The sequence below is a fragment of the Roseivivax sediminis genome, assembly GCF_900112685.1.
GTDB lineage: Bacteria > Pseudomonadota > Alphaproteobacteria > Rhodobacterales > Rhodobacteraceae > Roseivivax > Roseivivax sediminis.
This window is the reverse complement of the sequence record NZ_FOMS01000003.1, coordinates 294925-314415: the sequence shown is the minus strand read 5'-3', so window position 1 is coordinate 314415 and position 19491 is coordinate 294925. Positions and strand designations below refer to the sequence as shown.

General features: G+C 67.8%; 19 protein-coding genes. 15 read left to right on the top strand and 4 right to left on the bottom strand.

All coding sequences use genetic code 11. The features are described 5' to 3' along the window. Window positions 1–6 precede the first annotated feature (6 nt). The 8 genes from F3H57_RS07100 to F3H57_RS07065 all read left to right on the top strand — a co-directional run bounded on the left by F3H57_RS07100 (window position 7) and on the right by F3H57_RS07065 (window position 6700). Window positions 7–1173, top strand: coding sequence for a D-alanyl-D-alanine carboxypeptidase family protein (locus tag F3H57_RS07100; protein ID WP_149755192.1), 1167 nt, complete (start codon window positions 7–9; stop codon window positions 1171–1173). After that, window positions 1173–1808, top strand: a complete 636-nt coding sequence (gene tmk / locus F3H57_RS07095; RefSeq protein ID WP_149755191.1) for a dTMP kinase — start codon at window positions 1173–1175, stop codon at window positions 1806–1808. Before F3H57_RS07100 ends, tmk begins: the two co-directional genes overlap by 1 nt. Further along, on the top strand, window positions 1805–2938 hold the full coding sequence (locus F3H57_RS07090; RefSeq protein WP_149755190.1) for a DNA polymerase III subunit delta': 1134 nt from the start codon (window positions 1805–1807) through the stop codon (window positions 2936–2938). Before tmk ends, F3H57_RS07090 begins: the two co-directional genes overlap by 4 nt. Before the next feature lie 161 nt (window positions 2939–3099). Further along, window positions 3100–3903, top strand: a complete 804-nt coding sequence (locus tag F3H57_RS07085) for a TatD family hydrolase (protein WP_149755189.1) — start codon at window positions 3100–3102, stop codon at window positions 3901–3903. Next, window positions 3900–4700 carry an MBL fold metallo-hydrolase gene (locus F3H57_RS07080; protein WP_149755188.1) on the top strand — a complete coding sequence of 267 codons (801 nt, stop codon included), beginning with the start codon at window positions 3900–3902 and terminating at the stop codon, window positions 4698–4700. The genes F3H57_RS07085 and F3H57_RS07080 overlap by 4 nt, the downstream gene beginning before the upstream one ends. A gap of 16 nt (window positions 4701–4716) precedes the next feature. Continuing rightward, the gene (locus F3H57_RS07075; protein ID WP_149755187.1) at window positions 4717–5646 is read left to right on the top strand and encodes an AEC family transporter; all 930 of its coding nucleotides are present in this window, start codon (window positions 4717–4719) and stop codon (window positions 5644–5646) included. Between the two features lie 80 nt (window positions 5647–5726). After that, entirely contained in the window at window positions 5727–6200 is a 474-nt protein-coding gene (locus F3H57_RS07070; protein ID WP_149755186.1) for a hemerythrin domain-containing protein, read from the top strand. 59 nt (window positions 6201–6259) lie between these two features. Then, window positions 6260–6700, top strand: a complete 441-nt coding sequence (locus F3H57_RS07065; RefSeq protein WP_149755185.1) for an N-acetyltransferase — start codon at window positions 6260–6262, stop codon at window positions 6698–6700. Here F3H57_RS07065 and F3H57_RS07060 read toward each other — a convergent pair. Next, window positions 6697–7569, bottom strand: a complete 873-nt coding sequence (locus F3H57_RS07060; RefSeq protein WP_223162995.1) for a formate/nitrite transporter family protein — start codon at window positions 7567–7569, stop codon at window positions 6697–6699. The genes F3H57_RS07065 and F3H57_RS07060 overlap by 4 nt on opposite strands. Before the next feature lie 187 nt (window positions 7570–7756). Here F3H57_RS07060 and F3H57_RS22880 point away from each other — a divergent pair, with 187 nt between their 5' ends. Then, on the top strand, window positions 7757–8245 hold the full coding sequence (locus F3H57_RS22880; RefSeq protein WP_149755184.1) for a LysM peptidoglycan-binding domain-containing protein: 489 nt from the start codon (window positions 7757–7759) through the stop codon (window positions 8243–8245). 53 nt (window positions 8246–8298) lie between these two features. Here the strand turns inward: F3H57_RS22880 and F3H57_RS07050 are convergent, their stop codons facing one another. Next, a complete protein-coding gene (locus F3H57_RS07050; protein ID WP_188129623.1) occupies window positions 8299–10578 on the bottom strand; it encodes a methyl-accepting chemotaxis protein in 2280 nt (759 codons plus the stop codon). A 329-nt stretch (window positions 10579–10907) separates the two neighbouring features. On the opposite strand from F3H57_RS07050, the gene F3H57_RS07045 reads away from it, so the two are divergent. Next, window positions 10908–11621 (top strand): HAD family hydrolase, encoded by a 714-nt coding sequence (locus F3H57_RS07045; RefSeq protein WP_149755182.1) that lies wholly within the window; start codon window positions 10908–10910, stop codon window positions 11619–11621. A gap of 3 nt (window positions 11622–11624) precedes the next feature. On the opposite strand, the gene F3H57_RS07040 is transcribed toward F3H57_RS07045, so the two are convergent. Continuing rightward, window positions 11625–12257: a class I SAM-dependent DNA methyltransferase gene (locus F3H57_RS07040; RefSeq protein ID WP_149755181.1), complete on the bottom strand. Its 633-nt coding sequence runs from the start codon at window positions 12255–12257 to the stop codon at window positions 11625–11627. A 214-nt stretch (window positions 12258–12471) separates the two neighbouring features. On the opposite strand from F3H57_RS07040, the gene F3H57_RS07035 reads away from it, so the two are divergent. Beyond that, complete coding sequence (locus F3H57_RS07035; RefSeq protein WP_149755180.1) at window positions 12472–13392, top strand: choline/ethanolamine kinase family protein; 921 nt, start codon at window positions 12472–12474, stop codon at window positions 13390–13392. A gap of 7 nt (window positions 13393–13399) precedes the next feature. Here F3H57_RS07035 and F3H57_RS07030 read toward each other — a convergent pair whose 3' ends face one another. After that, window positions 13400–14218, bottom strand: a complete 819-nt coding sequence (locus tag F3H57_RS07030) for a DeoR/GlpR family DNA-binding transcription regulator (protein WP_223162994.1) — start codon at window positions 14216–14218, stop codon at window positions 13400–13402. Between the two features lie 212 nt (window positions 14219–14430). Between F3H57_RS07030 and F3H57_RS07025 the strand changes: the two genes are divergently transcribed. From F3H57_RS07025 to F3H57_RS07010, 4 genes are all read left to right on the top strand, one after another. Next, window positions 14431–15405: an ABC transporter substrate-binding protein gene (locus tag F3H57_RS07025; RefSeq protein ID WP_149755179.1), complete on the top strand. Its 975-nt coding sequence runs from the start codon at window positions 14431–14433 to the stop codon at window positions 15403–15405. Window positions 15406–15485: 80 nt separating this feature from the next. Further along, window positions 15486–16574: a quaternary amine ABC transporter ATP-binding protein gene (locus tag F3H57_RS07020; protein WP_149755178.1), complete on the top strand. Its 1089-nt coding sequence runs from the start codon at window positions 15486–15488 to the stop codon at window positions 16572–16574. Beyond that, a complete protein-coding gene (locus F3H57_RS07015; RefSeq protein ID WP_149755177.1) occupies window positions 16571–18565 on the top strand; it encodes an ABC transporter permease in 1995 nt (664 codons plus the stop codon). Before F3H57_RS07020 ends, F3H57_RS07015 begins: the two co-directional genes overlap by 4 nt. A 7-nt stretch (window positions 18566–18572) precedes the next feature. Further along, the gene (locus F3H57_RS07010; RefSeq protein ID WP_149755176.1) at window positions 18573–19454 is read left to right on the top strand and encodes a choline/ethanolamine kinase family protein; all 882 of its coding nucleotides are present in this window, start codon (window positions 18573–18575) and stop codon (window positions 19452–19454) included. The last annotated feature ends 37 nt before the right edge of the window (window positions 19455–19491 follow it).

Below are 19491 nucleotides of genomic sequence, written 5' to 3'. Positions count from 1 at the left end.
GGAGCCATGCCGATTCTCAGATCCCTCGCCGCCGCGCTCGCCGCGATCCTCGTTCTGACCGGGGCCGCGCAGGCCTTCGACACCTCCGCCCGTGCGGCCTTCGTGCTCGACCAGAAGACCGGCACGGTGCTCCTGGCAAAAAACGCCGACGAGCCGCTGCCGCCAGCGTCGATGTCCAAGCTGATGACGCTCTACATGGCGTTCGAAGCGGTCGAGGAAGGGCGCCTGTCGCTCGACGAACGCCTCCCGGTCTCGTCGCACGCGGCCAGCTACGGCGGCTCGACCATGTTCCTCGACACCACCGACCGCGTCGCGGTGGAGGACCTCCTGCGCGGCATCGTCGTGCTGTCGGGCAACGACGCCTGCGCGGTCATCGCCGAGGCGCTGTCGCCCGACGGCACCGAACGCGGCTTTGCCGAACTGATGACCCGGCGCGGCCAGCAGATGGGCCTGACGAGCTCGGTCTTCAAGAACTCCAACGGCTGGCCGGCCGACGGGCACGTGATGTCGATGCGCGATCTCGCGCTCCTCGCCAGCCACATCATCGAGGATTTTCCGGACTTCTACCCGATGTTCGCCGAACAGACCTTCGCCTTCGACGGCCGCGCGCCCGCGAACGTCAACAACCGCAACCCGCTGCTGGGGCTCGGAATCGGCGCAGACGGGCTCAAGACCGGGCATACACAGGCCGCCGGCTACGGCCTCGTGGGGTCGGCAAAGCAGGGCGACCGGCGGGTGATCTTCGCGCTGACGGGGCTCGAGACCAACCGCGGACGCGCCGAGGAGAGCGAGGCCATTGTCAACTGGGCCTTCCGCCAGTTCGCCGAGAAGACGATCACGGAGGCCGGCAACCGCGTTGCCACCGCCAATGTGTGGATGGGCGACGAGGACACCGTCGGGCTTGTCGCGGACGAGGACCTGACGCTGCTCGTGCCAGTTCTCACCGGCGCCCCCCTGCAGGCCGAAGTGGTCTATACCGGCCCGCTCACCGCACCCATCCGGCAGGGTCAGCAGCTCGCCGAACTCATCGTGCGGCCCGAGGGGCTGCCCGAACACCGGGTCCCGCTGGTGGCCGAGAGCGCGGTTCAGGGCGCCGGTTTCGTTAACCGGGTGATGACGGTCGCCGAGGTACTCCTGCGAAGATTCGGGCAATCTCCGCAGGACGTGATGTAATGAGTGAAAAGCGATACGGGGCGTTCCTCAGCTTCGAAGGGATCGACGGCAGCGGCAAATCCACCCAGGCAAGGCTTCTGGCCGAGGCGCTCCGGCAGGCGGGGCACGACGTCCTGCTAACCCGCGAACCCGGCGGCAGCCCGGGGGCGGAGGAGATCCGCTCGCTCCTGCTGCACGGCGACCCGGATCGCTGGTCGGCGGAGACGGAGCTTCTGATGTTCACCGCGGCGCGCCGCGACCACGTGGAACGTACGATCCAGCCGGCGCTCGACGCCGGCAAGGTCGTCGTGTGCGACCGCTTCGTCGATTCCACACGCGCCTACCAGGGCATCACCCGCGGCGACCTGCGCGCCAAGGTCGACGCCCTGCACGCGCTGATGATCGGGATCGAACCGGACCTGACCTTCCTGATCGACATCAACCCCAACATCGCCCTCGCACGGGCAACCAAGCGCGTCGGCTCCGAGGCGCGGTTCGAGAATTTCGGGATCGAATTGCAGGCCACTTTGCGTGCCGGATTTCTCAACCTCGCCCACCGCGCCCGCCGCTTCCGCGTCATCGCCGGCAACCGCGAGGAGGACGAGGTCCACACTGACGTGCTGCGCATGGCCGAAGCGTTCCTGGGCCCCGCATGAGCGCGGAGGATCTGCCTGAACCCGACCGCGTGGAGGGTGCCCACCACCCGCGCGAGACGCCGCGCCTCGTCGGCCAGGGCGTGGCCGAACGCGCGTTCCTGTCGGCCTTCTCGGGCGGACGGCTGCATCACGGCTGGCTGCTGACCGGGCCCGAGGGCGTGGGAAAGGCGACGCTTGCCTGGCGTATCGCACGCTTCCTGATCGCAACGCCGGTCGATGACGGCAGCGGACTCCTCGGCGCTCCGCCCGCGCCCGACACGCTCGATATCGGTGCCGACCACCCGGTGATGCGGCGCACCATGGCGCTGTCCGAGCCGTCGCTCTTCGTTCTGCGACGCGGCGCCAACGACAAGGGCGACCGCCTTGCGGCAGAGATCCGGGTGCAGGAGGTGCGCGACCTCAAACGCCGCATGGCGCTGTCCTCCGCCGATGGCGGCCGCCGGGTGATCCTCGTCGACGCGGTCGACGATCTGAACGTCAGTGCCGCCAACGCACTGCTGAAACTGCTGGAGGAGCCGCCGGCGAACACCGTCCTGCTGCTCGTCTGCCACCGCCCGGCACGGCTTCTGCCGACGATCCGCTCGCGCTGCCGGGAGCTGCGCCTCTCCCCGCTGGGGCCCGAAGCGATGGCCGAGGCGCTCGCCGCCGCCGGTGCGGCCGCCGGCCCCGAAGAGGCCGACGCCCTGACCGAGCTGTCCGCCGGTTCGGTCGGCGCCGCAATCCGTCTGTCCAATCTCGGCGGCCTGGAGCTTTACGGCGCGCTGATGGAGGTGCTCTCCACCCTGCCCGACCTCGACCGCCCCCGCGCGCTGGCACTCGCCGACCGTGTCGCCACCCGCGGCCGGGAGGCCGAACTCGATCTCCTTCTCGGCCTCACGGACCTCGCCCTCGCCCGGCTCGCACGCGCCGGTGTCACCAGCACGCCGCCGCCCCGCCCGGCCCATGCCGCCGAACCCTCGGTGATCGCCCGCCTCGCCCCCGACCCGGCTGCCGGCCGCGCCTGGGCAGACATCGCCCAGACCGCCGCAGAACGCGCCCGCCGCGGCCGCGCGGTGAACATCGACGCCGCCGCGCTGGTCTTCGACATGCTCACCCGGATGCGTGAAACCGCTGCCTCCGTCGCCGCCTGACCGGCTTTCGTACACCAGCGGACGAGCCGTCCGAGAGGGACCACCGGGCGACCGTACCGGGCTCGCTGCAGCGGCCGATCCGTGCGTCCCGCAGCCGCCTTGACCCTCCCGGTTCGATCCTAGATACGTCGCGACCAAAGAGACCCGAGAGGACGCGGCCCATGAGCGACGCTCTCATTACTGACAGCCATTGCCACCTGGACTTCCCCGATTTCGACGAGAGCCGCCCGGAGATCGTCGCGCGCGCCGTCGAGGCCGGGGTGCATCGCATGGTGACGATCTGCACCAAGCTCCGCAACGAACCGAATGTTCGCGCGATCGCAGAGACTTACGCGCCGGTCTTCTATGCCGCGGGCACCCATCCGATGTCTGCCGCGGAGGAACCGCTAGCGAGCGTCGAGGATCTCGTCGCGCTTGCCCGCCACCCCAAGTTCGTGGCCATCGGAGAGAGCGGGCTCGACTACCACTACACGGCTGAAAGCGCTGATATTCAAAAGAAATCTCTTGCGGTTCACATCAAAGCGGCACAGGAGACCCAGCTGCCGCTGATCATCCATGCCCGCGATGCCGATGCCGACATGGCCGAGATCCTCGTGAGCAACTTCAAGACCCGCGCCTATCCCTGTGTCATGCATTGCTTTTCCTCGGGGGCGGAGCTTGCGAAGGCCGCGCTCGACTGCGGCTTCTACCTCTCCATGTCCGGTATCGCCGCCTTCCCCAAATCCAAGGAACTGCGCGACATCTTCGCGTCAGCCCCGCTCGATCGGGTCCTGGTGGAGACCGACAGCCCCTACCTTGCGCCGCCGCCCTATCGCGGCAAGCGCAACGAGCCGTCCTACACGGTCCATACCGCGCAGGTGGGCGCCGAGGTGTTCGGCCTCGATTACGAGGACTTCGCCGCTGCGACCGAGGCGAATTTCGACCGGCTCTTCGCCAAGGCCGCCGCATGGGCCGAGGCCGCATGAGCGGCGAATTGCGCTTGACCATCCTCGGCTGCGGCTCCTCCGGCGGCGTGCCACGGCTGGGTGGCCTATGGGGCTCTTGCGATCCCGAAAACCCAAGAAATTCAAGGCGTCGCTGCTCTCTCCTGATCGAGCGTGAAACCGAAGCCGGCACCACAACCGTGCTGATCGACACTTCTCCGGACCTGCGCGCGCAGCTTCTCGACGCGGGCGTCGGGCGGCTCGACGGGGTGGTCTACACCCATTCCCACGCCGACCATGTCCACGGCATCGACGATCTTCGGATGATCGTCTTCAACATGCGCCAGCGCCTGCGCGTCTGGGCGGACGAGCCGACCCGCGAGAGCCTGCTCGCGCGCTTCGGCTATGCCTTTATCCAGCCCCAGGGCAGTCATTATCCCCCGATCCTCGACATGCACCATATCGACGGGCCGGTCACCGTGGACGGCGCTGGCGGGGACGTCACGCTGCACCCCTTCCTGGTACATCACGGCGGCATCGACGCTCTCGGATTCCGCGTGAACGATATCGCGTATCTCCCTGATGTGGCAGACATTCCCGAGGCCGCCTGGCCCTCTCTGCACGGCCTCGACTGCTGGATCCTCGACGCGCTGCGCCGCGATCCGCACCCCACGCACGCGCATCTGGAAAAGTCGCTCGGCTGGATCGAGGAGGTCGCCCCGAAGCGGGCCGTCCTGACCAACATGCACATCGATCTCGACTATGCCACGGTCGAGGCGGAAACGCCGGCCCACGTCACCCCAGCTTATGACGGGATGACGCTGCGGTTCCCGCTGTGACCGGCACCGGCGCCTGATGCAGGCGCTGCTCGACGTCATCCTGCCGGTCTTCCTGGTGATCGGCGCCGGCTACGTGTCGGTCTGGCGCGGTCTGTTCTCGGACAGCGTGGTCGACGGGCTGATGGCCTTCGCGCAGAATTTCGCCGTGCCCTGCCTGCTGTTCCGCGCGATCTGGACGCTCGACCTCGGTGCGACGTTCCATCCGGCGCTGCTGATCTCGTTCTACTCTGGCGCGATCGGCGGGTTCACGGTGGGTCTGCTCGGCGCCCGCTACATCTTCAACAGGGAGTGGGAAGACGCCGTAGCCATCGGGTTCTGCGGACTTTTCTCCAACTCCCTCCTGCTTGGCCTGCCGATCACGGAGCGCGCCTACGGCGCCGACGCGCTTGAGGCGAACTACGCCATCATCGCCCTGCACGCGCCGATATGCTATGGCATCGGCATCACCGCGATGGAGATCGCCCGCGCCCGCGGGAGCAGCGTCGCACGTCTGCCCGGCAAGGTGCTCGCCGCGATGTTCCGAAACGCGCTCGTCGTCGGCATCGCACTCGGCGCGGCGTTCAACCTGCTCGGCCTCGGCCTGCCCGGACCCGCCGAAGAGGCGCTGAACATGATCATCCGCACCGCCATTCCGGCGGCTCTGTTCGGGCTCGGCGGCGTGCTCTTCCGGTTCCGGCCAGCCGGCGACCTGCGCGCGATCCTGTTCGTCTGCGCCATCACGCTCTTGCTGCATCCCGCGATCACCTGGAGCCTCGGCATGTCCTTCGGTCTCGAGGTGGGACAATTGCGCTCGGCGGTGGTGACGTCGGCGATGGCGCCCGGGGTGAACGCCTACGTCTTCGCCAACATGTACGGGCGGGCGCGGCGCGTGGCGGCGTCCTCCGTCCTGTTTGCCACGGCGCTGTCGCTGGGGTCGGCGTGGCTCTGGCTGTCGGTGCTGCCCTGAGGCGTGACAGGGGCGCCGCGCCGCCTATGTCCGCCAGCAGGGCCCCTCGCCCGATCCAGACGCCACAAGGACACACGCCCATGTCGATCTACGACGCCATCAAGGCCGACCACGAAAACCACCGCAAGCTGCTGGCCCGCATCGCCGACACCGAAGGCGCCTCCGACGATCGCAAGGCGGCTTGGGCGGAGTTCTTCCAGGACGTGAAGAGCCACGCCGCCGCGGAGGAGGAAACCTTCTATTCCAAGCTCATGTCCAAGACCTGGGGCCAGGACGCGGCGCGCCATTCGGTCGAGGAACACGCCGAGATGGACGAGCTCATGGAAGAGCTGCAGGACATGGACATGTCGAGCCCCGGCTGGCTCAACAAGTTCAACAAGCTGCGCCACGACTATGAACACCACATGGACGAGGAAGAGGACGAGGTCTTCGGCCGCGCCCGCGAGGTGATCCCGGAGGACGAGATCGACGGCTACGGCGAGCGATTCCGCACGCGCAAGGACGAGGAGCTTAAGCTCGTCGAGAAGAAGCGCGCCGACCAGCTCGAGGACTGACCGTGGACGGGCGCCGAGAACCAGAGATCCGCCGCGCCCGGCCCGAAGACGCCCCCACGATGGCGCGCGTCCACGTGCAATCCTGGCCGGAAGCGTATCGCGGCGCACTGCCGGAGGCGGAAGAGCGTCGCCCTGCGCGGGGCCCTCCGGACGCGAGTGCTGGGCGCTGGCCAGATGGTGATGACCGCGCCGGGCCAGGGCTTCGCGCAAATCGCGCGGCAGCCTGGCAGCCCGCCTACCCGTCGGATCTGTGGTACCTGTACGTGCTGGCGCGGCCGCACGGAGCCGGCATCGGACGGCGGCTTCTGTCGGCCGCGCTGCGCGCCCGCCCCGGCGCGTTCAGCGCCTGCATGCCGGAGGGTAACAGCCGCGCGTTTGCCTTTTACCGCAAGACCGGCGCACAGCTGCTGGAAACACGGCGCGATCGTGTCGGTACCACATCCATGACCGCGCATATCCTCGGCTGGCCGGTCGCGGAGGCGGCGCGGCCCGCGCTTTAGCGCGCGCCCTCGCCGCTCGGGTCGATCTCGGCTTTCACCTGACCGTAGGCAAGGAGCGCGAACAACCCGGTCCCGCCCAGCACGTTACCCAGGAAGCTCGGAAGGATGAGCCCCAGCCATGTCTTCGCGGCGGAGATGTCACCCGACAGCCAGAGCAGGAACGCCTCGTTCGAGCCGGCGACCACGTGCGTGAAGTCCCCCATCGCGATGAGGTAGGTGAAGAGGAAAATCATGAAGATCTCGAACCCTTCGGACGAGGGCAGCATCCACACGATGGCCGCGATGAAGAAGCCGGCCGGGACACCGTACTTGAAGGATTCCATGGCGCTGTACTCGGCAAAGTGCTTGGAGACCGCCTTCATCCCCTCGACGTATTCGGGCTTTACCATGCCGCCGTGCACCGCAAGCGCCGCGATGATCATCGCCCCTACGATATTCGCGAGGAACACCACGGACCAGAGCCGCATCGCGCAATAGAGAAGCGACAGCGACTTGTCCTTCAGGACCGGCAGCACCACCGTGATCGTGTTCTCGGTGAAGAGTTGCACGCGGCTGAGGATCACCAGGATGAACCCCACGGTGTAGCCCATATTCTCGATGGCGCCCTGGTAGGGATGGGTTGCGAACTTCACGTGAAGGATGCCCTCCGCCAGGACCGACGCGGCGATGCCGATGCCCGCAGCGATGCCGGACCACCAGAGAGACGCCATCGGCCGGTTGAGTTCCCGGCGGCCCTCCTGGTTGATGACCTCGTAGACGGCGCGGGCGGCGAGGCTGCGATGGCGGGCGATCTGCCCTGCCTCCTCTCGCTTCTGGGTCGCGCTGTCGGGTTCCTCGTATTGCATATCGGAGGAGTGCGTATCGCTCATCTAGTCCAATCCGGTCATGTGCGGAAGCAGGCTGCGGCGCGAGGGATGCGCCACGTTCAGCCATCGGAACGTGACGCGGGCGACCCCGGTTCCCACGCCACTTGGACGTCGCTGCGGACCGAACTTCGTGCTATGGTTGTATCATTCTCGCGATGACCCATTCCTTTTGCCTTCGGAGCGCCCGCCCATGACCCCTACGCTCGACATCCAGCAGCCGCAGCCCTTCGACCTCGTCGGGGAGACCATCCTCTTTGCCGGCAACGCCGCAGGCTTCGAAGGCACGCTGAGCGTGACGGTCAGCGAGGGCCACGACGAGGTTACCGGCAGCACCTCGGTCGGATCGCTCGGCCTGCGCCAGGTCCAGGGCGCGATCGAGATCCCCGCGACGACGATGTTCCAACTCAACCGGTTGTTCCTCACGCTCGCCGACGACACCGGCAACGAGAACGGACCTTCAGTGACGATCCCGGTGCTTTTCGGGCCGCGCATCCTGCCTGGGTATCGCGGTTGGCAGCCGTACACCGTTGCCGCCGGGGACACGCTCAGCGCCATCGCCCAGGCGCAATACGGCAGCAACGATTTCGCGCCGATCTTCGAGGCCAACCAGCACATCCTGGCAAGCCCCGACGTCATTTTCCCAGGCCAGACCCTTCGCATCCCCCGGGCCGACATCTGACCATACGCGCCAGCGGGCGCCCGGAAATCCGGCGACGCGCGCCGTGACTTGCCTCAGGCAGAGCGCAGCTTCGGCGTCGCGTCGCTCGCGTCTTCGGCGGTGCGGAACTTGCGGATCATGTCGCGCATCTTGTGGGATTCCTGCTGGAGCAGGTCGCTCGCGGCCGTGGTTTCCTCGGTCATGGCGGCGTTCTGCTGCATCGTTCGGTCGAGTTGCGTCGTGGCGACGTTGATTTCCTTGATACCGTTCGCCTGTTCTTGCGCGGAAGCCGCGATCTCGCCCACGTTCTTGGTGATCTCCGCCACCCCGGAGATGATCGATTGCAGCACCGATCCCGCCTCGTTGACCATCTTCACGCCGCGATCGACCTGACCGTTCGAGGTGGAGATGAGCCCATTGATCTCTCGCGCCGCCTGGGAGGAGCGTTGCGCAAGTTCCCGTACCTCGGAGGCGACGACGGCAAAGCCCCGCCCTGCATCGCCGGCCCGGGCGGCCTCCACCCCGGCATTGAGCGCCAGGAGGTTCGTCTGGAAGGCGATCCCGTCGATCACGTCCACGATCCGGGCAATGTTGCGCGAGGATTCCTCGATCTCCGACATGGCCGAAACCGCTTCGCCGACGATCTCCCGGCTGGTCGTCGCTTCGGTGTTGGTGGCATGGGCCACGTCGTTGGCATGCGAGGCCCCCTCCGCGGCCGAGGACACCGAAGCGGTAAGCTCGTTGAGCGCTGCGGCGGTCTGTTCGAGCGTCGCGGCGGAATTCTCGGTGCGGCGCGAGAGCTGGTTGGAGGCGGCGGAAATCTCGCTCGAACTGGTGTCGATCGTGTGTGCACAGATCGCTATCTGACCGATCAGTTCCGACAGGTTGCCCACGGCCGCATTGAAATCGCGGCGCAGCGCCTCGTAGCTCTCGGGGAAGGTCTCGGTCAGGCGCACGGTGAGATCGCCGCCGGCCAAGTGCTTCATACCCCCGGCGAGCGCCTCCACGACCCGTTGCTGTTCGGCCGCCCGCGCCTGCCGCTCGGCCTCGGCGTCGGCGCGCAGCGCCTCCCGCTTCCGGGATTCCGCCGTCTCGCGCTCGCGCTCTGCCGCTTCGGCTTTCGCCCTGCGCGCCTGTTCTTCCTGCGCGCGTTCCATGGCTGCACGCTCCGCATCGGCCTTGCGCCGAATCTCCTCCGCCTCGCGCCGGCGGTCCTCTTCCTCGAGCCGCTGGCGTTCGATCATGCCGTTGCGGAACACGGTGAGTGCCGCGGCCATCCGGCCGATCTCGCCTCGCTGCCGCTCGAACCCGACGACTGGTGAGAGGTCCCCGGTCGCCAGCCGCTCCGTCACCTGGGTCACGGACAACAGCGGCCGCACGATGACGACCGCCGCGGCGATGCAGGCCAGCAGCAAGGCAACAACACTGCCCCCGGCAATGGCGAGCATCGTCCGCCGGCCGCCGTTCGCAGCCGCTTCGAGCCGGCCGCTGGCCCCGGTGATCTCGCTCATCGCCTCATGGCCGAGTTCGCGCGCCAGGGCCGTGGCCGAGCCGACCTCGGCTGCCGCCAGACGGGACGCGGCGTCGGCGGTCTGCCGTGCCGCGAGCACCTTGCGGCGCGCCGCGAGGATACCGTCCGCCGGGTTGGTTAGCGCGGCTATTTGCGCCACCGCCGCGTCGATCGCGGGGTCGGAAAAAATCTCGGCCAGGGACGTGATGCGGGCCACGAGTCCGTCAGCCTCGGCCTGGGCTGCCTCGACATTGGCAACGCTGTCGGCAGATGCACCCGTCAGGACCAGCGACTGGATCTCGCCGAGCAAGCGTTCGAGGTTCGCCGCGCGATCCATCGCCTCCAATGTCCGGCGGGCACCGGTATCGCCGATTTCGCCGTTCAGGAGCCGCCCATGGGCCGCGTCGTAGATTTCGACCACGCGGGCGGCGCCCTGCGCGACCGCCGCGCCGAGCGCGTCGGAGCCGTCAAGTGTCACCGCGTCGAAGGCGATATCGTCCCGGCGTGCGTCGGCCACGTCCGACAGGTGGGTCGCGACCCTGTCGACGGTGGCGCGCATCATCTCGGCCTCTTCACCGTCGAGATCGCCGGCAGAGGCGCGCAGCCGGTCGACCGCGGCCGTGGCCTGACCGTAGCTGTCGGACATCTCGCCGGCATCGGCGGCGATCAGCAGCCCCGACAGGTTTTCTCCAAGTTCGCCTGAGGTTTCGACGATCTCGGAACTTTCGACGAGGTTCGGCATGACCTCGTCCTGGAAACGGCCCAGCCCGGCCGAGACATCGCCGAAAAGAGCGATGCTCGTGACGATGGCCGCGGCCACCAGGGCCGCCATGGTGAGCAGCATTGCAGCAATCTTAGCCACGATCGACCCCGCGGCAGCGCGTAATATGGACATCTCGACCTCGATGTTTCCGATGGCGCGGCGCTGAGGGCTCCCCGTGCACCGCATGCAACCTCGCCCGAAGGCGTGTCCCGGCTCGATACCAGCGAGGAATTAACAATCGGTGCAGGCCTTGCGGCACGAAACGCCCGGCCTGCCGCACCGAAAGACCCGCGATGACCGCGTCCTTCCCTCTCTCAAGCCGCGCACCGGTGCCGACCGCGACCGGCGCGCAGGTTGCACCGACACGCCACTTCGGGCATCCCGGCGCGGGTAGCGGAAAGGGGCACTTCATGCCGGCGACAATCAAGGGGGTCCTGTTCGACAAGGACGGCACCCTGATCGACTACGACCGCACCTGGGTGCCGATCAACCGACGCGCGGCAGACCATGCGGCCGCGGGCGATGCCGCGCTGCGCGACCGTCTGCTCGATATCGGGGGGCAGGACGATGCGGCGGCGACCGTGCGCGGCGGCTCGCTCCTTGCGGCGAGCAATACCGAAGAAATTGCGGCGGCGTGGCGCGCGGCCGGTGCGCGAGGCGACGACGATCTCGTCGCGGCGCTCGACCGGATCTTCACCGAAGGGGCGGCTGGCGCCGTTCCGGTGTGCGATCTTCCGGCGCTGTTCGAGCGATTGACGGGCCGCGGCCTGCATCTCGGCGTGGCGACCAGCGACAGCGCGGCCGGCGCGGCGGCGACGCTGCGCACGCTCGGCGTCGATGCGGCGGCCTTATTCGTGGCGGGCTACGACAGCGGCCACGGCGTCAAGCCGGGCCCTGGCATGGCGCTGGCCTTCATGCGGCAGACCGGCCTCGCGCCCGAAGAGGTCGCGATGGTGGGCGACAACCTGCACGACCTCGAAATGGGGCGCGCGGCGGGCTGCGGTCTGTGCGTCGGGGTGCTGACCGGCACGGGCACCCGCGCCGATCTGGCGACCCGCGCCGATGCCGTCATCGACGGCATCGACCAGCTCGAGGCGCTGCTCGAGCGGGCGGGAGCGGCCTGAGCCTCAGCGCAGGCGCAGGACGATGGCGCGGCTCGGCACGGTGTCGGGCCGGTGCGGCATCGACACGTAGGGGGGCGTTTCCTCCACGATGTCCCACACGCCATCCCTGGCGAGCTCGTGCATGCGCTCGCCGACGCTGCCGCGATAGAGCGTGTCCTTGATCGTGAGAACCAGGATGCCGCCCGGCCGCGTGACGCGGATAAGCTCGTCGAAACCTTCCGCCCCGACATGGCCGACGGTGAACACACCGGCCGCGACCACCGCGGCGTAGTGGTTGTCCTCCATCGGCAGCGTGGTGCCGAGCGCGGCGACGTGGAACGCCGAATAGACCGCCTTGCGCTCGGCCACGGCGAGCATCTTCTCGGAGATGTCGAGCGCCTCGCAGCCATCGTAGCCGACGATGGACATCCATTCGCCCAGAAGGCCCGTCCCCGCCCCGGCATCGAGGACCGGGCCCTCGCCCTTCGGCAGGTGCCGCGTCAGCATGGCAAGGCAGATGTTGGGGTGCCGGTAGCCCAGCGTCGACATCTCCGTGTCGTAGCGTTCGGCCCAGTCGTCGTACTTCTTGGCGACGTCTTCGACGCCGGTGGCGGAATAGACGACGTCGAGGCTCTTGGCGGGATCGGTGGTGGTCATGTCGGTCGGGGTCCTTTCCGGTCTGCTCGGGCGGGTGGCCCGCGTCGATTGCATGGGTCGGCGCTTGAATCGCCGGCTGACGGAGTGATAGCAGCAGCGGGGAATATTTGGAAGGTTGTGGTTTTGAGCTCTCCATGAGCAATAATCCCACGAAAATCCAAGATTTCGGCGCCGCCATCTGCGCGGCGCCGACCAGCCAGACAGGGAGACTTCAATGGACACCACCGTCGCACTCGACCACCTGCGCGCCATCGACGGCTTCGGCGACGCCACCGCGGAGAACACCCGCATCGACCGCCTCGGCGGGCTGACCAACATCGTCTTCCGCGTCACCCGAGACGGCCGCGACTACCTGCTGCGCCTGCCCGGGCCGGGCACGGAGGAATACATCGACCGCAAGGTCGAGAAGCAGATATCCGAGGCCGCCGCGCGCGCCGGCGTCTCCCCCGAGGTGCTGCATTTCGACACCGAAACGGGCGTCATGCTGGCCGACTATATCGACGCGCCGACCATGTCGCCGGAGCGGTTCCGCACCACCCCCGGCGCCCCGACCCGCGCCGGCGCGGCGTTCCGCAAGCTGCACGCCAGCGGCGAGACCTTCGATTTCCGCTTCGAGCTGTTCGCGATGATCGACGACTATCTGCGCGTGCTGAAGGAGAAGGACGCCACCCTGCCCGAGGGCTATAACGAGACGGTGCAGGAGGCGCAGGGTGTGCGCGCCGCGCTCGACGCCAACCCCGCGCCGCTGGCCCCCTGCCACTGCGACCCCCTGTGCGAGAACTTCCTCGACGACGGCACGCATATGTGGATCGTCGACTGGGAATATTCCGGCATGAACGATCCGCTCTGGGATCTCGGCGATCTGTCGGTCGAAGCCGGCTTCGACGACGCGCAGGACCGCGAGATGCTGGCCGCCTATTGCGGCGGAGACCCGGACCCCGCCACGGTGAGCCGGATGGTGATCTACAAGGCGATGTGCGACCTTCTGTGGACCCTGTGGGGCCTGATCCAGCATGCCGACGGCAACCCGGCCGAGGATTTCTGGGCCTATTCGGAGGAACGCTTCGCCCGCTGCCGCGCGCTGATGGCCGATCCGGCCTTCGCCGCGCATGTCGAGAAGGTGCGTGCCGGCTGAGCCTGCGCTACCCCGCCTCGGGCGCGGCCTGCGCGGCCGGGGCGCTGCCGACCTCGATCACCCGCACCTCGTGCTGTTCGAGCTGCCGCAGGATCGGCGTCGGCGGCGTGCGCTCGGTGACCAGCGTGCCGACATCGGCGAAACCGCAGACGCTCACCGGCGCCTGGGTGTGGAATTTTGACCGGTCGGCCACGACGATCACCTTGGAGGATTGGCGGATCATGGCGCGCGCCATCTCGGTCTCCTGCAGGTGGAAATCCATGTAGCCGCCGTCATGGTGGATCGCGCCGATCGACAGGATGGCGATCTTGGCGCGGAAATTGCGAATGAAAGCCTGGCTGGTCTCTCCGAACACGGCGTAGTCGTCGGAGCGCATCTCCCCGCCCGGCAGGTGTACGCGGTTGCCCGCTCCGCCGGCGAGAGTGCGCGCAATCTCGGTGCCGTTGGTCACGACGAAAAGGTTACGCCGCGCGAGAAGCGCGCGCGCCACGTAGGCGGTGGTGGTGCCGCTGTCGATCATCACCGCGTCGCCGTCCTCCACCTCGCGGGCGGCGGCCTCCGCGATGGCGCGCTTGATCGCGGCGTTCTGCGCCATGCGTTTCTGGAACGCCGCCTCGCCGCCGTGATCGGCCAGGATCACCGCACCGTGCACCCGCTCCAGGAGGCCCCGCGATTCGAGCACCTTCACGTCGCGTCGCACCGTTTCGTCTGACACGCCGAGCTTCTGCACAAGCTCGGCGATACTCGTGGAGCCCGCCTGCCGAAGCGACGTCATGATCGCGTTGTGGCGATCGGTCTTGTGCATCATGCGCTTGCCTGAGGTCATCTGTGGTCGCCGTTATGGTTTTTTGTGGAAATGACGTTGACATTTGTGGTGTCGGTCCGTCAACTTCGCGCATCGTGTGGGATTGGCTAAATTCGACCATCGGACAGCCTGCGGCTGCCGTGAGCCCGAACGCTCCGGCCGCGGGCCGGGTGCCATCGTCTCCGCCGGTCCCGCAAACTCAGAAAACAATCGTTCAGGGGGAAGATCACGACATGCCCATTTTCAACAGCATCAGGCGCGCCCGCCCGGCGCTCGCGGCCAGCGCCGCACTCCTCGCGCTTACCGTTCCGGCGGTCGCGCAGGATTATCCCGAATCCGACCGCACGATCCGCATGACCATCAACGACTGGACCGGCCAGGAGGTGACGACGCGCCTCATGGGCGGCGTGCTGGAAGAGATGGGCTATGACGTCGAATACGTCCAGGCCGACTACCTCGCGCAGTTCACCGGGCTCGAAAGCGGCGATCTGACCGTCGCCATGGAGATCTGGGAGACCACAGGCAAGGACGCGCTCGACGCCGCGCTGGAAACCGGCGACGTGATCGACCTCGGCGAGACCGGGATGGAGGCGATCGAAGAGTGGTGGTACCCCGCCTACGTCAAGGAAGAGTGCCCCGGCCTGCCCGACTGGGAAGCGCTCAACGAGTGTTCGGAGCTCTTCGCCTCCCCGATGACCAGCCCGAACGGGCGGTATCTCGGCGGTCCCGTCACCTGGGGCGGTTTCGACGAGGAACGCGTCGAGGCGCTCGGCCTCGATTTCGAGGTGGTGCACGCGGGCACCGACGCCGCGCTGATGGCCGAGGTCCGCTCCGCCTACCAGCGCGAGGAGCCGATCATCGCGTGGATCTACGCGCCGCACTGGGCGCCGATCCAGTACGAGGGCGAATGGGTCGAGTTCCCCGAATACACCGAGGAATGCTACGAGGACCCCAGCTGGGGCCCGAACCCCGACGCGACCCACGATTGCGGCAAGCCGCGCGGCTGGATCAAGCCCGCCGCCTGGGCCGGCGGCGAAGAGGTCTGGCCGGCCGCCTACGAGGCGATCCGCAACTTCACCATCGACAACGAACAGATGGGCACGCTGATCGGCAAGATCGACCTTGACGGGATGCCCCTGCAGGCCGCCGTCGACGAGTGGCTGTCCGAGAACGAGGACACCTGGCAAGCCTGGATCCCGCAGGGCTGAGCCCACGCGTCACACGACTCGCGCCGCCCGCCCCCCGCGCCGGGAGGCGCGCCCCGTTCTTATCCTTCGCAAGGCCGTTGATGACACAGGATTCGCCCCTCGCGGACAATGCCGCCGCGCCCCCGCCAGACGATGACACCCCCGCCGAGACGAAGCTGTCCTGCAAGGGGCTATGGAAGGTCTTCGGCGCCGACGAGGATCGGGCCCGCCGGGTGATCCAGGGCCATGACGGCGTGATCGGCCGCGACGCGCTGGAGCGCGAGGGCTTCGCCGCCGCGGTGCGCAACGCAGATATCGACGTGCGCACCGGCGAGATATTCGTGGTGATGGGCCTGTCTGGGTCGGGCAAGTCCACCCTGATCCGCTGCCTGTCGCTCCTGCTGCAGCCCACGAGCGGGGAGCTGATCTTCGACGGACGCGACCTGCTGGGCTGCAGCGAGAAGGAATTGATCGACATTCGCCGCCACAAGATGGGCATGGTGTTCCAGCACTTCGCGCTCCTGCCGCACCTGACCGTGCTCGGCAACGTCGCCTTCCCTCTTGAAATTCAGGGAGTGTCCCGCTTCGACGCGGAAGAACGCGCGCACAAGATGATCGAGCTTGTCGGCCTCGGTGGCCGCGAGACGGACTATCCGTCGGGCCTCTCGGGCGGCCAGCAGCAGCGCGTCGGCATCGCCCGCTCGCTCGCCACCGATCCGGACCTGTGGCTTCTGGACGAGCCGTTTTCGGCGCTCGACCCGCTGATCCGGCGCGAGATGCAGGACGAGTTCCTCAAGCTCCAGCGGATGCTGGGCAAGACCATCATCTTCATCACCCACGATTTCGACGAGGCGATCCGCCTCGCCGACCGCATCGCGATCATGCATTCGGGCGACATCGTGCAGATCGGTACGCCCGAGGATCTCGTGATCCGGCCCGCCAATGACTACGTGCGCGATTTCACCGCCGACGTCACCCGCGCCAAGGTGCTCTCCGCGCGCAGCATCATGCGCCCGGCCGACGAGGGCACGTCCTTCGCCGGCGACGTGGCGCCAGTTGACCGCGTGACCGATTTCGCCGCCCGCGCGATTGAGACGGAGGCGCCGCTCGCCGTCCGCGGCCGGTCCGGCAGGCTGCTGGGCCAGGTCGACAGGGAGGCAGTGATCCGCGTTCTGGCGGAGGCGGAATGAGCCTGACCCTCTCCGACACCTCCGCCGGTGGCGCCTTGCAACGCGCCTCCCTCCTGGTCTGGGGCGCGACACTTGCCGCCATCGTGCTGCTGTGGATCGCCGCCGGGCGCCTGGGCTGGATCGCCGACCCCGCCGACGTCTTCGTGATCCCGATCGAGGGCTGGCTCTCCGCCTTCGTCGACTGGCTGTCCGACGATCTCAGCTTCGGCCTGTTCACCTTCCGCGACCTCACCCGCGCCCTCGCCTGGGTGCTGGAAATCCCGCTGAGCTTCTTCATCACGATCCTGTCGCGCGGCACCGAGGTGCCGCTCGGGGCCGAGAGGACGCTGACGCTGCCGCCGGTGCCGTGGTTCGCGATCCTCTTCGCCTTCGTCTGGCTCTGCTGGGTCTGGGGCGGGCGCCGTCTGGCGATCCTCGCCATCGCGGCGCTCGGCTATCTCGTCGTCTTCGGGCAATGGGGCAGCGCGATGGTCACGCTGTCGTCGATCCTCGTCGCCGTGCCGGTGGGCGTCGCGGGTGGCATGGCGCTCGGCATCCTCGCCTATCGCAGCGACCGGGTGGCGCGCGGACTGACGCCGGTGCTCGACCTCATGCAGACGGTACCGATCTTCGCCTATCTCGTGCCGGTGCTCGTGCTCTTCGGCTTCGGACCGGTGTCGGCGATGATCGCGACGGTGATCTACGCGATGCCGCCGATGGTGCGGGTGACGATGCTCGCGCTCCGCGGCGTGTCGCCGGAACTTCTGGAGCTTGGTCGCATGACCGGCTGCACGCGCCGGCAGATGCTCTGGCGGATTCTCTTGCCCAGCGCGCGGCCGAGCCTGATGGTCGGCGTCAACCAGGTCATCATGCTGTCGCTCAACATGGTCATCATCGCCTCGATGATCGGCGCGGGCGGCCTCGGCTACGACGTGCTGACCTCGCTGCGGCGGCTGGAGATCGGCAACGGCCTTCAGGCCGGGCTGGCGATCACGCTGCTGGCGATCCTGCTCGACCGGATGAGCCACGCCTATTTCGCCTACCGCGAGACGCCGCGCGCCCAGCGCCGCGCGCAAGGGGTGAACAACGCCGCAATGATCGGCGCGCTTCTCGCCGGGGCCTATGTCGTCGGCCTGATCTTCCCGGCGCTGACGATCTATCCCGACGCCTGGGTGATCGACACCAGCCCGTTCTGGGACGGGCTCGTCACCTGGATCAACCTCAACCTTTACGACTACCTCGACGCGGTGAAGACTTTCCTGCTGATCTACGTCCTCGTGCCGGTGAAGCGCTTCATGCTCGACGTGCCGTGGCTGGCGGTGGCGCTTCTGCTCGCCGTGGTCGGCTGGCGGCTGTCGGGTCTGCGCCTGGCTGTCACCGTCGCCGGCATGGCCGCCTTCATCGCTTTCACCGGCAATTGGGAAAAGGCGATGGTGTCGGTGTATCTCTGCGGCATCTCGGTGCTGATCGCCTCGACCATCGGCATCCTCTGGGGGCTTCTGGCCGCGCGCAGCGACCGCGCCTACGGCATCGCCGTGACCTCGGTCGACACGCTCCAGACGCTGCCGAGCTTCGTCTACCTGATCCCGGTGGTGATGCTGTTCCAGGTCGGCGACTTCTCCGCGATGATCGCCATCGTGCTCTACGCCCTCGCCCCGGCGGTACGCTACACCGCGCACGGCCTGCGCCGCTTGCCGTCCGAGATCGTGGAGGCGAGCCGGATGTCGGGCTGCACGCCGCGCCAGATGCTCTGGCGGGTGCGCCTGCCGCTGGCGCTGCCCGAGATCGCGCTCGGCATCAACCAGACCATCATGATGGCGCTGTCGATGCTGGTGATCACCGCGCTCGTCGGCACCTCGGACCTCGGGCAGGAGGTCTATATCGCGCTGACGCGCAGCAATGTCGGCCAGGGGCTCGTCGCGGGTCTGTGCGTGGCGTTCATCGGCATGATTTCCGACCGGCTGATCACCGCATGGGTGGCCCGCCGCAAAGCGCAATTCAGGATCGAATGAGGCAAGGATGACGTCTTCGGACACCGCACTCGGCCGCGCCGGATCGCTGGACATCTGGTCCGGCCCGGTCGACCCCGAACCGGTCAGCGGCGGGATCACCAACACCAACTTCATGGTCCACGATAGCGGCAAGCGCTACTTCGTCCGCATCGGCGAGGACATTCCGCTGCACGGGGTGATGCGCTTCAACGAGCTGGCCGCCTCGCGCGCGGCGGCCGAGATCGGCATCTCCCCGCCCGTGGTCCACGCCGAACCGGGCGTGCTGGTCCTCGACTTCATCGAGGGCCGCACCCTGGACGAGGGCGACATCCGCGACCCCGAAACGCTGCTGCGCGTGGTCGACGTTCTGAAGAAGGGGCACACCGGCATGGCACGGCGCGTGGCGGCGCCGGCTCTGGCGTTCTGGGTGTTCCACATCGTGCGACACTACGCCCGCGTGCTGGAGGCCGGGCAGAGCGTTCACATGGAACGCCTGCCGATGCTGATGGACCGCGCCGACCGGCTCGAGGACGCCGTGGGCCGTGTCAGCATGATCTTCGGGCACAACGATCTTCTGCCCGCGAACCTCATCGACGACGGATCGCGCCTCTGGCTCATCGACTGGGACTATGCCGGGTTCAACTCGCCGCTCTTCGACCTCGGGGGCCTGTCGTCCAACAGCCAGATGGACCAAAGCGCAGACGCCGCGATGCTGGAACGCTATTTCGGCAGCGTCGACGCGGACCTCACCCGCGCGCTCGCGGCGATGAAAGCCGCCTCGCTCCTGCGCGAGACGATGTGGAGCATGGTGTCCGAGATCCACTCCGCCGTCGAATTCGATTTCGGCGCCTACACGGCCGAGAACATGCAGCGCCTCGACGCGGCGTGGGAGAGCTTCGAGAGGGCCTGACCACCTCCACGCCCGCTGCCCCGCGCGTTCACGTTTG